Here is a 15,463-nt window from a genome sequence, read left to right as displayed (position 1 = left end):
GAACGCATTTTTTTTATGAGAAAACTTTTCCCCGATTATTTTGTTATAATGCTCAAAGGTTTAGCCATGGGAGCTGCCGATGTGGTTCCTGGTGTTTCCGGCGGAACAATTGCATTTATCTCAGGTATTTATCAGGAGCTGATTGATACTATCAACAAAGTAGATTTTTCCTTCTTTTCTTCATGCAAAAAAAACGGATTCAAAATAGCATGGCAACAAATAAACGGTAGCTTTCTTCTTGCATTGCTAACCGGAATTGCCATAAGTATTTTATCTCTTTCCAAAGTCATTACACATCTTTTGGCAACTCAACCCATTTTAGTTTGGTCATTTTTCTTTGGATTGGTAATTGCCAGTATTTATTTTGTTGGAAAACAAATAACAGATAAAAAACTTACTACTATTCTATTTTTTGCTCTAGGAACAATCATATCATATTACATAACAATTGTGGAGCCAGTTGCTTCTCCAGATAGCTATTTTTACTTATTTATTTCAGGTTTTATAGCAATCATAGCAATGATCTTACCCGGTATTTCGGGTGCTTTTATTCTGGTTTTAATGGGGTCGTATGCAATTGTAATTGGCACAATAAATCAATTTAGAGAAGGTTTACTTTCTTTGGATTTTGATTTAATTTCTAAATCCTTCCTTAAACTAATAACTTTTGCTGTTGGTGCAATTTTGGGAATAAAATTGTTTTCTAAAGTTTTAAATTGGATGTTCGATAATTATAGAAATGCTACAATGGCGGTTTTAACCGGATTTATGTTAGGATCGTTGAACAAAGTGTGGCCATGGAAAAAAGTACTATCAACCAGAATTGACTCGCACGGAGAAGAAGTTGCTGTTTTGGAAAAAAGTATATTACCACAGTATTTTGAAGGAGATAGTCAAATTACAACAGCAATTATTTTAATGATTGCTGGATTTTTAACTATCTTTATTGTCGAAAAGGTGGGTGAAAAATTTTCTAAATAAGCCTTAAAACCTGTAAACAAAAATAGGATGGATTTAATTGATTTACTGATAAAATTCTTGTCTCAGCCAGATCAAATTCTTTCAAAACTAATTGAAAAATATGACAATTGGATTTATGCCATTTTATTTTTCTTAGTATTCGCAGAAACAGGATTAATCATAATGTCATTTGTCATGCCTTTTCTACCGGGTGATGCTCTAATTTTTGCAATTGGTATGATTGCTGCCCGTGGTGAACTAAATATTGTTATCATTATTCCATTATTAATTTTTGCAGCTCTTTTGGGCGATAACGTAAATTATTATGTTGGCAAAAAGTTCGGCAGTTACATTTTAAATAGTGAAAAAACATTCTTTATTCGAAAAAGCCACATTTTAAGAGCTCAAAAATTTTTCGATAAAAATGGTAAAAATTCAATAATTATTGCCCGATTTATTCCTGTAGTGCGAACAATTGTACCTTTTTTAAGTGGTGCAACGTATGTTCCTTATAAAACATTTTTAAAATTCAGTTTAATTGGTGCAGTACTTTGGGTTGCCGTAATTTGTTTATTAGGCTATTTTTTAGGTCAGATTGAGTATGTAAAAGATCATCTCGAAAAATTTATTATTCTAATTATAATAATAGCCAACATACCTTTATTAAAACAAATTTTCTTCAGAAAAAAAGAAGCAGATGAATAAAATGTTTGGACTTATCGGAAAAAACATTAGTTATTCCTTTTCAAAAAAATATTTCACAACTAAATTTGAAAAAGAAGAACTAATTGGCAATTCATATGAAAATTTTGATCTGCAAGCCATTACTCAATTTCCAAAAATTATTAGAGAAAATCCAAATTTAAAAGGGCTTAATGTCACCATTCCATATAAAGAAAAAATTATTCCATATTTGAATAAATTGAATGAAAAAGCAACAAAAATTGGTGCGGTTAATTGCATTAAATTTACAAAAAAAGGCAAGCTAAAAGGCTACAACACAGATTACTATGGTTTCAAAAAATCGATAGAACCTTTATTACAGCCACATCATCAAAAAGCCTTGATTTTAGGAACCGGCGGTGCATCAAAAGCGGTGGCTTTTGCGTTGGAAGAATTGGGTATTTTGCACACGTTTGTTTCCAGAAGTAAAAAAGAAGATGCGATGGATTATAAATATATTAATGCAACAACATTTGATAATTTTCAAATATTAATTAATTGCACTCCACTCGGAACACATCCGAATCTGGAAGAATTTCCTCCAATTCCGTATGACTTTTTTACGGAAGAACATATTGCTTTTGACTTGATTTATAACCCCGAAGAAACTGAATTCCTAAAACGTGCGAAAGCCAAAAATGCTGTGACTAAAAATGGTTATGAAATGTTGGTTTTGCAGGCGGAAAAGGGTTGGAAGATTTGGAATAAAGAATAGTAAAAATCATCTGTCGACTTGTCATTTTTGTATTGATATTATCTATCTGGCAAAGCATATAAACTGCAACTAATTTCCCTTCTCCCCTTGCCAATCAACAATTAAATTTTATATTTGTCATCCAATCATTTTTTATGGAACAATTTGTTGTATCAGCCCGAAAATACAGACCCCAGACGTTTATTGACGTGGTGGGTCAGCAGGCTATTACCAACACATTGCTTAATGCCATAGAAAACAATCATTTAGCTCAGGCTTTACTTTTTACCGGACCGCGTGGTGTGGGAAAAACGACTTGTGCGAGAATTTTGGCCCGAAAGATTAACCAACCCGGGTATGATGACCCAAATGAGGATTTTGCGTTCAATGTGTTTGAATTGGATGCGGCTTCCAACAATTCGGTGGACGATATTCGGAATTTGATTGACCAAGTTCGCATACCACCACAAACCGGACAATATAAGGTGTATATTATTGATGAGGTGCATATGCTTTCGTCTGCGGCTTTCAATGCGTTTTTGAAAACGTTGGAAGAACCACCAAAACACGCCATATTTATTTTGGCCACGACCGAAAAGCATAAAATCATTCCAACTATTTTGTCTCGTTGTCAAATTTTTGATTTTAAACGGATTACGGTGAAAGATGCCAAAGAACATTTGGCGTATGTTGCCGAAAGTCAAGGTATTCAGTTTGAAGACGATGCGTTGCATATTATTGCTCAAAAAGCAGATGGTGCGATGCGGGATGCGTTATCGATTTTTGATCGAGTGGTTTCCTATTGCGGAAATAATTTGACACGTCAGGCAGTTACTGAGAATTTGAATGTGTTGGATTATGAATCCTATATTAATGTAACCGACTTACTTCTGGAAAATAAATTACCGGAATTGTTGATGGCATTTAATGATATTTTGGCTCGTGGTTTTGATGCTCATCATTTTATTCAAGGGTTGGCTTCGCACTTTAGGGATTTATTGGTTTGTAAAAATCCTGCCACTTTAGTGTTGTTGGAAGCCGGCGAACAAGCTCAGAAGTTGTATGGTATTCAGGCTCAAAAATGCAGTCAGGAGTTTTTGTTGAAAGCAATTGAATTGGCAAATGATACGGATTTGAAGTTCAAAGTAAGTCAGAACCAACGTTTACTCATCGAACTTTGTTTGATGCAATTAGGCTCTATCACTTTTGATGGAGAAAAAAAAAAGTTAACGGCTATATAATTCCGCCTTTTCATTTTCTTGGAAAATTAGGTGCTATTGAAGTGGCAAATACTTCTGTGGAAGTTGTTCCGAATCTACCAAAAGAAATTCCGAAAGTTGAAACTCCTTCTTTCAACGAACCTGTTGTGGAAGAAACTACAAAACCCAAAATTGATATTCCAATTATTTCTAATGGCGAACCAAAGGTTTCAGCTTTTTCGTTGGCGAGCATTAAACAGAAAAAAGAGTTAGCGGAAGCTCAAAAATTGGTCACAAAAGAAGTTATTCAATATCCTACCGAGCCTTTTAATGAAACGGATATGTTGCTGCAATGGAACAAATTTGCGTTGAAGTTGGAGGAAAAAGGGCAAATGATTATGCATTCGCTGATGTTAATCAATGATCCAAAATTAAACGGAGCTAAAATTACTCATGAACTACCGAACGAAGGAACGCGTTTGGAATTTGAACGAACTAAAAACGAGGTTTTAGGTTATTTGCGTGGAATGCTTCATAACCACGACATTGAAATTGAGTTGGTGGTGAATGAAAAAATGGAGAACAAACGGGCTTTTACTCCGCAGGATAAATTTAATCGATTGAATGAAATTAATCCGAACTTGGAGTTGTTAAGGAAGACGTTTGATTTGGATGTTTAGTTAATGTGGCGATTTGTCAATGTGGCAATGTGTCAATTTGGGTGAACTAAATACACTTTTAATGGAACACGGATCAGAAAGATTGAACAGATTGGAACGGATTTTTTTGATTTGCTTTGCAAAAGCGGATTTTCGCGGATTTATGAGTACCTGACTAGTGGTTTTAATTAATTACAACATTCCCTTGATTGTGTCATTTCGACGAAGGAGAAATCACATATCGTTAGCAAATTATGTGATTTCTCCTTCGTCGAAATTACACAGTGTATCTTTCAATTCTATAAGGAAGTCTAATTAGAAATCCTAAATCTAACAAGCTCTTTCAAACTTAAATCCTCCCATAATACATTGCCTTTACAATTCCATCTGAAAGTCCGATTTTGGGAACGTATAGATGGCGGGCTCCACTCCACTTCATGGCATTCAAGTAGATTTTTGTGGCTGGTATGATTACGTCGGCACGATCGGGGTTTAAGGCTAGTTCGGAGATGCGTTGATCGTAGGTCATTTTGTTCAACATGGCATATTGAGCATTTAAACCTAAGTATGTCAACGGTTTGTCTTGCTGTTTTCCTGTCATTTTGAAAAGTTTGTTGATGTTTCCACCGGAACCAATCATCGTAACATCTTCAAACGGAGCGGTATTGAGTTTGATCCATTTTTCGATTTCAACCCAAACAATCTCATTGACCATATTATTCAACATACGAACGGTTCCGTTTTTGAAGGATTTGGAAGCAATGATTTTTCCGTTGGAAAACAAGGAGAATTCGGTACTTCCACCACCAACATCTACATATAAATAGGTTTTGTCGGTGGCGATATATTCTTTTAAATCGGAAGAAGCGATTATGGCTGCTTCTTTTTTTCCATCAATAATATCAATTTGAATATCGGCTTCTCGCTGAATAATTTCAACCACATCACTATTATTATCAGCTTCACGCATGGCCGAAGTTGCACAGGCTTTGTACCGTTCCACTTTGTGGACTTTCATTAATAGTTTAAAGGCTTTCATCGCATCAATCATTCGTTCGATATTTTCATCGGATATTTCACCAACTGTAAAAACATCTTGCCCTAAACGAATAGGCACACGAACCAACGAACTTTTGTTAAATTGTGTATCTTTTCCGTCTTGCTCCACGATGTTAGACACCAACAACCGCATGGCATTGGAACCAATATCGATGGCAGCGTATCTTTTTATGTTAATCATTATTTATTTGAAATTTGGGGTTATAAATTTTCTGTAACTACTTCCAATTGATTTCGGTAGTAATTATAGGTTTCAATTTGTGCTCTGAAAACTCGATCACTTTCTTTTCGAACACGGTATTTATTATCTAATTTTTCAGAATGGTAACGGGCTTTTACATTTCCTTTCCAACCCACATCAAAACTTTCAATGAGTTCTAGTTTGATGTTTTCGTCATAAATCGGACAAGTTACTTCTACTCTGGCATCGATATTTCGCGTCATAAAATCGGCAGAAGAAATGAAAACTTCCGGTTTGCCATGATTTCCAAAGATAAAAATTCTTGAATGCTCAAGGAAATTATCAACAATACTGATGGCTTCGATGTTTTCGCTCATTCCTTTTACACCCGGAATCAAACAACATATTCCGCGAATAATCAATTGGATTTTCACTCCTGCTCTACTTGCATCATATAATTTATCAATCATTCTCGTATCTGACAAACTATTCATTTTCAACTTAATATATGTTTCTTTTCCGGAAAGAGCATGCATAATTTCTCGATCAATGAGTTTATACATTTTATTTCGGGTGTAATGTGGCGAAACAACCAAATGCTTGTAGCGATGCACACGGTAATTGACTTCAAAGAAATCGAATACTTTGTCGGCATCTTTTAAAATTTGCTGATGGCTGGTGAACAACGTAACATCTGTGTAAACTTTTGCAGTAGATTCGTTGAAGTTTCCGGTAGAAATGAATCCGTATCGTTTTATTTTTTTGTCTTCTACCCTATCTATAACACAAATTTTGCTGTGTACTTTTAGTCCTTTTACACCAAAAATTAAATTGATTCCTTCGGTTTGCATTTGTTCGGCATACGAAATATTGCTGGCTTCGTCAAAGCGAGCTTGTAGTTCAATTTGAACGGTTACTTTTTTTCCGTTTTTTGCAGCATTTATCAACGAACTAATAATTTGAGAATTTTTAGCTAAACGATAAAGTGTGATTTTAATACTGATGACTTTTGGATCAAGAGCTGCTTCACGAAGAAATTTAATTAAATAGGAAAACGATTGGTATGGTGCATTGACCAAATAATCTTTTTCGCTGATTTTTTTGATGATGCTTCCTTCCAAACCTAAACCATCCACCGGAAGAGGTGTTTTGGGTTGGTATAACAAATCATATCGACCTAAATTTGGAAAATCCATGTAGTCGCGACGGTTATGGTATCTTCCTCCGGGGATGATACTATCGGTTGAATCGATGTTCATTTTTTCTAAGAAAAACTTCAGCGTATCTTTATCAATCGACTGATCATAAACAAACCGAACCGGTTCGCCAATTCTTCTATCGCGAACACTTTCTGAAATTTTTTCTGCAAAACTTTTACTAATATCACTGTCAATTTCCAACTGAGCATCACGGGTAATCTTAATCATGTGAGCAGAAATGCTTTCATAATCAAAAATATTAAAAATGCTTTGTAGGTTATACCGAATCACATCGTCTAACAAAATGATATATTGTTTTTCGCCATTGGAAGGCAGTACAACAAATCGGTTGATTGTTTTTGGAATTTCAACTACTGCATAACGAATATCTTTTTTAGTTTTTTTGAATCCTAAAAAGGATGATTTTTCTGCTGACTCATTTTTCATAACGAGTTTTACAGCCAAATACCCCGAAGTATCTCGTAAAAGAGGAAATTCTGCTAAATCATTAAGAATAATTGTAACCAAAGCCGGACTTACTTTTTGAATAAAAAAATCGCGGATATAGTTTTCTTGTTCTTTTGAAATTTCTTTTTCATTGATGATAAAAACGCCCTCTTTTTCCAGTTCCTTTTCGATGATATTGAGAATACGTAAACTTTCTGATTGTTGTTTGATTACAATATCGGTAATATCTTTTAGTAATTGCTGCGATGAAATTCCTCCCAACACCTTTTCTCCGGTTTGTCCGGAAAGCGATAATCGTCTAATAGCGGCAAACCTAACTCGAAAAAATTCATCTAAATTATTGGAAAAAATCCCTAAAAAGCGTAGTCTATCTAATAATGGAACAGTTGGATCTGCGGCTTCTTGAAGCACTCTTGCATTAAAACATAACCAACTTTTTTCTCTATCAACATAACGGTATTCTATTGCTTTAATCATATTTTAAATCTCTTGGAAAAAGAATTTTATTTGTTTTCCCTTTACCTAAATCTGTCCAACTTGTTACATTAAATGAAATGGATACAAATCCGGCAGTGGGAACGTTTTCTATAAAAACATCTCCAAATTTATTAACAAATTCTGTGATTGCCTCATTATGACCGAAAAGAATAACATTTTCATAACTATTATCACATGATTTTATAGATTTTTCGAGTTTGGAGACATCAAAAGTGTATAAATCGTCTTTAAAAATAATACTTTCAATTGGCCATGATTGGTTTTGAGCAAAAATAATAGCTGTTTCAGAAGCTCTTTTAGCTGTACTGCTCCAAATTAAATTTGTTTTTGGTAGAAAATTGGTAATATTTTGAGCTACTAAATGAGCATCACGAACACCGCGTTGCACCAAAACCCTTTCTTTATCATGAACCGGAGCATCCCAACTGGATTTTGCGTGTCTGATTAATATTAAATTTTTCATATTAAAATAAATTTGTGATACTTAATTTAAATTTCATTACAATTTAAGATTTTTTTTTAAATATCATAATCAGTAATGGTCAAAATTTATATATTTTTTAGTGCACAGCAAAATTGTTAAAATAATAACATACCTTATTTTTTTTGTGATAAAACTTCAATTCAATCTTAATTTTAGTAATAATAGTGAACATCACTTATTAACAAAGACTGTTAATAACTATTTTTAAATGTATTTTCTTACCATTTTACTATTTTAACACAGTTTATCGACAAATAAGTGCATTTTATCGACTAAATATTTTTTTTTCTCGAAACAACTTTATACATTCGTCAAGAATTTAAGAATAAATTAACGCAAAAATGTGAATCAATTTATGAAAAAAATAAGAAAAAGAAGAGGTTATTCATCGATTAAAAACTCCACAAACGGTATATCAAGTGCAATTTATCGAGTTTTTAGGTTAGTTACAGACTAAATGAATAAAAAAATCATATAGTACATAGTTTAGCCATGCATAAATAACTAAACTCTTGAGAAATATAGAAATTTATCATCCCAAATCAACCAAATACTAACATTAAAAAACTTAACTAAAAAAGTCAAAAATCATGAATTCGAAATTAAAATTAAAAATTATGGAAAATCAAGCCCAGCCCAAGCGAACTAACAACGCTTTGGCATTGATTGTTCTGCTATTTTTGGTACTTCCCTTTTTAGGTTTTTCACAAGACTTCAGAATTACAGAAGTTAAAGAATACTTGAAAAGTGAACCAAAAGTGGAATCGGCTAGTCTTACCAGAGTAACTTCTGTAAGATCATTGATAAAGGATTTACATCCTTCGATCTATGTAAACAATGGTTCTGTAAACACATACGGCAAACCAGCCAAAGTATTGTTTGTTGATGTACCCTCTATTTCAAAAATTAGAGACTTAAATTTAGATTTAAGTAAAGTTGAATTAGTTACGGTAAAAATCAATAAAAAAGAAGATCTTTCAATTCCCGTTGATTTATCGCTATTTTCAAATTATCAGACTATTAGAGTTATCTTCATAACAGTTAGTTTTGACTGTACGGTAGATATGATTAAAAATTTGATAAAAAACAACAAGACTGGTTATACAATTTTATATACAGTTGAAAAACCAACTTAAAAGTATTTCAGTTATTAAATTAATAGTTAAAGAAATATCATGAATAATATATACTCAAATTTCAAACTAAACCTAAAATCAAATTATCTGATACTACTTTTAATGGTATTGTTAGGTAATTCGTTTTATGTAAATGCTCAGGTGCGAGTTCCTTTTACACAAAGAACTTCTGTTTACACACCTCAGAAGACCATTTACAACGTAAAAGGTGATTTTACCATGATTGGTAATGCTAACCTAACACTTGTAGATTATGGCGATGAAACATCGAATGCTAATAACATGCGATACATCGACATTGATGGAGATTCTACTACGTGGAATTCATCATCTGCTAATCTTAACTTGTCTACAGAAAATGGAGCAAATCCTGAATGTTCAACTATAGTTTATGCAGGATTATATTGGACAGGGAGAGCTTCTGATGCTTCTACGAGTCCAACTATTTTTACTGTAAACAGAACTGTTTCCGGTGGAACTCAAACAATAAATCAAAATTCAACTGTTGGACACAATCAAGCAATTACAAATACAAGTTATACATTAAATGTTAGTAGAGATAATCCATCTAACAGTAATAGAAGTCCAATTTATACTTTTTCAAGTGGTGGAAATACGTATGTTTTTAGATTTACAAACAACACAGGAGCAAATAGAGTTACTCTGTCTGTAAATGGTGGTACTGCTGTAAATGTGCCTGTAAGTTATTCAACCTCAGGCTCAACAGGAACTGCAACGTTAAATACCCCCTATGTGATTGTTAACGGAACTGTTAACTTAACAATAAACAGTTTGGTAAGAAGCACCGCAACTAATCTTAGCACAGGAGATACACAAAGTACTTCTTTTGCAAATGTAAATGTGGCTGGAACAATTGTAGGAACTATTACAGAATCTAAGACATTTGATAAAAGAAAAATTTCTATCAAAGGACCCGGTTCAACCTCTTATACTCAATTAACCGCTGATGATGATGATATTTATTATCCGGATGCTTCTGATGGTTTTATGTATTCAGGATATATTGAAGTTACCGAATACGTAAAAAACAATGGTTTAGGAGCCTATACCATAGCTGATGTTCCATTAATTGAAGGAAATGGCGGTTCTACAGGATATTACGGTGGATGGGGAATGGTTGTTGTTTATGAAAATGACAAAATGAAATGGAGAGATGTTACCGTTTTTGATGGTCACTCTTATGTTGCAGGTAGTGTTACTGCCGACTTTGAAATTCCTGTTTCTGGATTCAATACTGTTCAAGCCGGACCTGTTAACATGAAATTAGGAATGATGGCCGGAGAAGGTGATCGAGGTATTGCTGGAGACTATTTTCAAATCAGAAATCATACAAATGCAAACTGGGTTACTTTGAATCATGGAGGTAATGGAACAAATAACTTCTTTAATTCCTCTATTTTTACAGGAGGTAACACACGAAATCCAAACCTACTAAATAACTCAGGATTAGATATTAGTATGTTTGATATTCCTAATGCAAACAATAGTGTAATTACAAATAATCAAACATCTACTCGCTTTAGATATGGAACTACGCAAGATACTTTTGTTATCTTCAACATTACAATGTCGGTAGATGCATACATACCTGAAACGGAAGGGATTTTATCAACTTTAAGCTTAAATAACGTTCCTGCTGCTCCGGCTGGCCCTTATTCTATTCAACCTGGCCAGGAAATTGAATATGGTTTAAACATAAAAAATCTTGGTACAGAAGCTGTGAACAACTATAAAATAGTTTTACCTATACCTTTTACAGCAACATATGTTCCCGGTAGTTTATCGAGTTCTATTTTCTTTACACCAAATCCATCACCAAACAATTTATACTTTGATCCTGCTTTAGGAGCAACTGGTTCTATTGTTTGGGATTTCGGAACATTACCGCTTCCTGCAGATCCACAAACTTTATTAGCTTCTCTTCGTTTTAAATTGAAAGCTACAGAAAACTGTGCAATTTTATCAAATCCTGAGTGTATAAATGATATTATATTGAATGGTTTTACTAGTGGAATTGGTGCAATCACAGGTACTTCATTTAAAGATCGTGGATTAATACTTGGATATGATGATGCAAACGGCGAATGTCTTGGGCAACCAATTCCTCAACCATTAGCTGTAGGTATTAATGCCGATAATTATGTAACAGAAAATTGTGAAGATGTTCCTTTAATTAGAAATTTCACATTTTGTGACGTTACAGGACCAATACCAGCTTCGCAATTAGCTTCTGCCTTTCCTCCTGGAACAAAATTTTATGCAACTTATCCGGTTACAACTCCTGAAATAACTTCTATTCCAATTTCTGCCGGAAATACATTATTATACTATGCAGTGCCTTATAATGCCAATGGTTGTTATTTCCAATTTACAGTTTCATTCTGTGGTGAAATTATTGCCGAAGATGATACACTAAATTCTATTAGTTGTATATCATCAGGGATTATTGGGAATGCCTTATCTAATGATACGCTTGATGGAAATCAAGCGACTTCAAGCAATGTAACTTTTGAAATCACATCCGGAAATCATCCAAACATTTCATTTGATGCACAAGGAAACATTTCTGTGATTCAAGGAATTCCGGCCGGTCAATATGTTTTTGGTTATTCTATTTGTGAAACTTCAAATCTAACCAACTGTAGTTCTGCTACAATCACAATAAATATTATTGACACTACTCCTCCTGTTTTTGCTTCATTACCTGGTGAGACTACGATAAGTTGTCCTTCAACACCAGCATTCGAACAAGCTTCAGCTACAGACATTTGTGGTACAGTAAGCTTAACTTTCGAAGACGTAACTACAACGGGTGCTTGTGCAGGATCTTACTCCATTACAAGAACTTGGACGGCTACTGATACTTCAGGAAACGTTTCAACAGCAACGCAAACAATCATAGTGATAGATGATTCTGCTCCAGTAATCAATGATTTACCATCCGAATCAACCATTAGTTGTCCTGCTATACCTGAATTTACTCAAGCTACTGCTACAGACGTTTGTGGTTCAGATTTTACACTAACTTATGTTGACATAACTACTACAGGTCAATGTGCTGGTTCTTATTCTGTAACTAGAACTTGGACGGCAACAGATTTATGTGGTAATATATCTTCTGCCTCACAAACAATTAATGTTGAGGACGACTCTGCTCCTATTATTAATCCGCTACCGGGTGAAACAACAATTAGTTGTGTTCCATCACAAATTAGCAGAATTAATTTAAGTTTTGATCAAGCTGTTGCAATTGATGAATGTGGCTCAGATTTCACACTTACATTTATTGATACAACTTCAGAAGGTGACTGTGCCGGTTCTTACTCTGTAACTAGAACATGGACAGCAGAAGATGATTGTGGAAATTCGTCAACAGCTTCGCAAACAATCAATGTAATAGACACAACAGCTCCAGTAATTGATGCCCTACCGTCTACTTCTACAATTAGTTGTCCTAATCAACCACAGTTTACTCAGGCAACTGCAATAGACCAATGTGATTCTACATTTACTTTAACATTTGAAGATGTTTCTTCAGACGGAAGTTGTGAAGGCTCTTATTCTATAACAAGAACCTGGACTGCCACAGATGAATGTGGTAATATTTCAACTGCTTCACAAACGATTAACGTTCAAGATAACACTGCTCCGGTTTTAGCCGGTCAAGGTGGCGATGTAACAATCAGCTGTCCTGAAACTGCAGAATTCACTGCTCCAACAGCAACTGATACGTGTGACCTGGCTCCGGTAGTTTCTTTTACAGATGCAACAACACCAGGTGCTTGTGCAGGAACTTCTGTTGTAACCAGAACTTGGATTGCTACTGACGCTTGCGGAAATCAATCTGCTCCGGTTAGTCAAACAATTACAATACAAGATAACACTGCTCCGGTATTAGCCGGTCAAGGTGGCGATGTAACAATCAGCTGTCCTGAAACTGCTGAATTCACTGCTCCAACAGCAACTGATACGTGTGACCTAGCTCCAGTAGTTTCTTTTACAGATGCAACAACACCAGGTGCTTGTGCAGGAACTTCTGTTGTAACCAGAACTTGGATTGCTACTGACGCTTGCGGAAATCAATCTGCTCCGGTTAGTCAAACAATTACAATACAAGATAACACTGCTCCGGTATTAGCCGGTCAAGGTGGCGATGTAACAATCAGCTGTCCTGAAACTGCAGAATTCACTGCTCCAACAGCAACTGATACGTGTGACTTGGCTCCAGTTGTTTCTTTTACAGATGCAACAACACAAGGAGCTTGTGCAGGAACTTCTGTTGTAACCAGAACTTGGATTGCAACTGACGCTTGCGGAAATCAATCTGCTCCGGTTAGCCAATCAATTACAATACAAGATAACACTGCTCCGGTCTTAGCCGGTCAAGGTGCCGATGTAACAATCAGCTGTCCTGAAACTGCAGAATTCACTGCTCCAACAGCAACTGATACGTGTGACCTAGCTCCAGTAGTTTCTTTTACAGATGCAACAACACCAGGTGCATGTGCAGGAACTTCTGTTGTAACCAGAACTTGGATTGCTACTGACGCTTGCGGAAATCAATCTGCTCCGGTTAGTCAAACAATTACAATACAAGATAACACTGCTCCGGTTTTAGCCGGTCAAGGTGCCGATGTAACAATCAGCTGTCCTGAAACTGCAGAATTCACTGCTCCAACAGCAACTGATACTTGTGACCTGGCTCCAGTAGTTTCTTTTACAGATGCAACAACACAAGGTGCTTGTGCAGGAACTTCTGTTATAACCAGAACTTGGATTGCTACTGACGCTTGCGGAAATCAATCTGCTCCGGTTAGTCAAACAATTACAATACAAGATAACACTGCTCCGGTTTTAGCCGGTCAGGGTTCCGATGTAACAATCAGCTGTCCTGAAACTGCAGAATTCACTGCTCCAACAGCAACTGATACGTGTGACCTGGCTCCAGTAGTTTCTTTTACAGATGCAACAACACAAGGTGCTTGTGCAGGAACTTCTGTTATAACCAGAACTTGGATTGCTACTGACGCTTGCGGAAATCAATCTGCTCCGGTTAGTCAAACAATTACAATACAAGATAACACTGCTCCGGTTTTAGCCGGTCAAGGTGCCGATGTAACAATCAGCTGTCCTGAAACTGCAGAATTCACTGCTCCAGCAGCAACTGATACGTGTGACCTAGCTCCAGTAATTTCTTTTACAGATGCAACAACACCAGGTGCTTGTGCAGGAACTTCTGTTGTAACCAGAACTTGGATTGCAACTGACGCTTGCGGAAATCAATCTGCTCCGGTTAGTCAAACAATTACAATACAAGATAACACTGCTCCGGTATTAGCCGGTCAAGGTGGCGATGTAACAATCAGCTGTCCTGAAACTGCAGAATTCACTGCTCCAGCAGCAACTGATACGTGTGACCTAGCTCCAGTAATTTCTTTTACAGATGCAACAACACCAGGTGCTTGTGCAGGAACTTCTGTTGTAACCAGAACTTGGATTGCAACTGACGCTTGCGGAAATCAATCTGCTCCGGTTACTCAAACAATCACTGTTCAAGATACAACCAACCCTGAAATCACACTACAAGCAGCTAGTATTGTTGTAGAATGTGACGGTTCAGGTAACCAAGGTGCTGTAGAAGCGTGGTTAGCAGCAAATGGTGGTGCTACAGCTACAGACAACTGTTCGGATGTAACTTGGTCTAACGACTTCAATGCATTATCAAACGATTGTTCAACTGCTATAACTGTTATTTTCACTGCAACTGATGCGTGTGGTAATTTCTCAACATCAGCCGCAACTTTCACTGTGCAAGATAGTACTGCTCCGGTGGCTCCTCAGGCTCCTGCTGCTGTAACTGTGGCTTGTGCTTCAGAAGTACCTGCTACTATTTCATTAACCGCTACTGATAATTGTGCCGGTGAAATCACTGTAGAAGGTGTGGATACAACTGTAGCCGGTGATTGTCCAAACTCATTTGTAATCACCAGAACTTGGTTGTTTGTGGATGCGTGTGGTAACGAAACTCCACTATCACAAACAATTACTGTAAACGATACTGTGCCTCCTACTTTCGTAGAAGAGCTTCCTGCCGCTAGTTTAACTGTAGAATGTGATGCTATTCCTGCAATGGCTACACTTACTGCTATTGACAACTGTGGAACTGCTTCTGTTACTGAAGC

10 protein-coding genes are annotated in these 15,463 nt (G+C 35.8%); 7 read left to right on the top strand and 3 right to left on the bottom strand.

Features of this window, described 5'->3' with window-relative positions; genetic code table 11:
• The first annotated feature begins 15 nt into the window (after nucleotides 1–15).
• From AC23MC_RS15090 to AC23MC_RS15070, 5 genes are all read left to right on the top strand, one after another.
• A complete protein-coding gene (locus AC23MC_RS15090) occupies nucleotides 16–981 on the top strand; it encodes a DUF368 domain-containing protein (RefSeq protein ID WP_487569179.1) in 966 nt (321 codons plus the stop codon).
• 27 nt (nucleotides 982–1,008) lie between these two features.
• Nucleotides 1,009–1,665, top strand: coding sequence for a DedA family protein (locus AC23MC_RS15085; protein WP_487569178.1), 657 nt, complete (start codon nucleotides 1,009–1,011; stop codon nucleotides 1,663–1,665).
• On the top strand, nucleotides 1,658–2,398 hold the full coding sequence (locus AC23MC_RS15080) for a shikimate dehydrogenase family protein (RefSeq protein WP_487569177.1): 741 nt from the start codon (nucleotides 1,658–1,660) through the stop codon (nucleotides 2,396–2,398). Before AC23MC_RS15085 ends, AC23MC_RS15080 begins: the two co-directional genes overlap by 8 nt.
• A gap of 134 nt (nucleotides 2,399–2,532) precedes the next feature.
• Nucleotides 2,533–3,618: a DNA polymerase III subunit gamma/tau gene (gene dnaX, locus AC23MC_RS15075; RefSeq protein ID WP_487569176.1), complete on the top strand. Its 1,086-nt coding sequence runs from the start codon at nucleotides 2,533–2,535 to the stop codon at nucleotides 3,616–3,618.
• A 41-nt stretch (nucleotides 3,619–3,659) separates the two neighbouring features.
• Nucleotides 3,660–4,256 carry a DNA polymerase III subunit gamma/tau gene (locus AC23MC_RS15070; protein WP_487569175.1) on the top strand — a complete coding sequence of 199 codons (597 nt, stop codon included), beginning with the start codon at nucleotides 3,660–3,662 and terminating at the stop codon, nucleotides 4,254–4,256.
• A 328-nt stretch (nucleotides 4,257–4,584) separates the two neighbouring features.
• On the opposite strand, the gene AC23MC_RS15065 is transcribed toward AC23MC_RS15070, so the two are convergent.
• From AC23MC_RS15065 to AC23MC_RS15055, 3 genes are read right to left on the bottom strand one after another with little or no spacing between them, the layout of a single operon-like run.
• Nucleotides 4,585–5,475 (bottom strand): Ppx/GppA phosphatase family protein, encoded by an 891-nt coding sequence (locus AC23MC_RS15065; RefSeq protein ID WP_487569174.1) that lies wholly within the window; start codon nucleotides 5,473–5,475, stop codon nucleotides 4,585–4,587.
• 20 nt (nucleotides 5,476–5,495) lie between these two features.
• Nucleotides 5,496–7,619 carry a polyphosphate kinase 1 gene (gene ppk1 / locus AC23MC_RS15060; protein ID WP_487569173.1) on the bottom strand — a complete coding sequence of 708 codons (2,124 nt, stop codon included), beginning with the start codon at nucleotides 7,617–7,619 and terminating at the stop codon, nucleotides 5,496–5,498.
• A complete protein-coding gene (locus AC23MC_RS15055; protein WP_487569172.1) occupies nucleotides 7,612–8,103 on the bottom strand; it encodes a SixA phosphatase family protein in 492 nt (163 codons plus the stop codon). Before AC23MC_RS15055 ends, ppk1 begins: the two co-directional genes overlap by 8 nt.
• A 638-nt stretch (nucleotides 8,104–8,741) precedes the next feature.
• Between AC23MC_RS15055 and AC23MC_RS15050 the strand changes: the two genes are divergently transcribed.
• Both AC23MC_RS15050 and AC23MC_RS15045 read left to right on the top strand, forming a co-directional pair.
• Nucleotides 8,742–9,260: a hypothetical protein gene (locus tag AC23MC_RS15050; RefSeq protein ID WP_487570652.1), complete on the top strand. Its 519-nt coding sequence runs from the start codon at nucleotides 8,742–8,744 to the stop codon at nucleotides 9,258–9,260.
• Between the two features lie 39 nt (nucleotides 9,261–9,299).
• The coding region (locus AC23MC_RS15045) for an HYR-like domain-containing protein (RefSeq protein ID WP_487570651.1) at nucleotides 9,300–15,463 on the top strand (6,164 nt) is incomplete at its 3' end.

The sequence above is a fragment of the Flavobacterium sp. T50_26 genome, from assembly GCF_057652995.1.
This window is presented reverse-complemented; position numbering and strand designations above follow the sequence as displayed.

What these genes read in the sequence shown, in the direction of transcription:
- AC23MC_RS15090 (WP_487569179.1), top strand. Translation starts at nt 16, where the DNA reads ATGAGAAAACTTTTCCCCGATTATTTTGTTATAATGCTCAAAGGTTTA.
- AC23MC_RS15085 (WP_487569178.1), top strand. Translation starts at nt 1,009, where the DNA reads ATGGATTTAATTGATTTACTGATAAAATTCTTGTCTCAGCCAGATCAA.
- AC23MC_RS15080 (WP_487569177.1), top strand. Translation starts at nt 1,658, where the DNA reads ATGAATAAAATGTTTGGACTTATCGGAAAAAACATTAGTTATTCCTTT.
- dnaX (WP_487569176.1), top strand. Translation starts at nt 2,533, where the DNA reads ATGGAACAATTTGTTGTATCAGCCCGAAAATACAGACCCCAGACGTTT.
- AC23MC_RS15065 (WP_487569174.1), bottom strand. Translation starts at nt 5,475, where the DNA reads ATGATTAACATAAAAAGATACGCTGCCATCGATATTGGTTCCAATGCC.
- ppk1 (WP_487569173.1), bottom strand. Translation starts at nt 7,619, where the DNA reads ATGATTAAAGCAATAGAATACCGTTATGTTGATAGAGAAAAAAGTTGG.
- AC23MC_RS15055 (WP_487569172.1), bottom strand. Translation starts at nt 8,103, where the DNA reads ATGAAAAATTTAATATTAATCAGACACGCAAAATCCAGTTGGGATGCT.
- AC23MC_RS15050 (WP_487570652.1), top strand. Translation starts at nt 8,742, where the DNA reads ATGGAAAATCAAGCCCAGCCCAAGCGAACTAACAACGCTTTGGCATTG.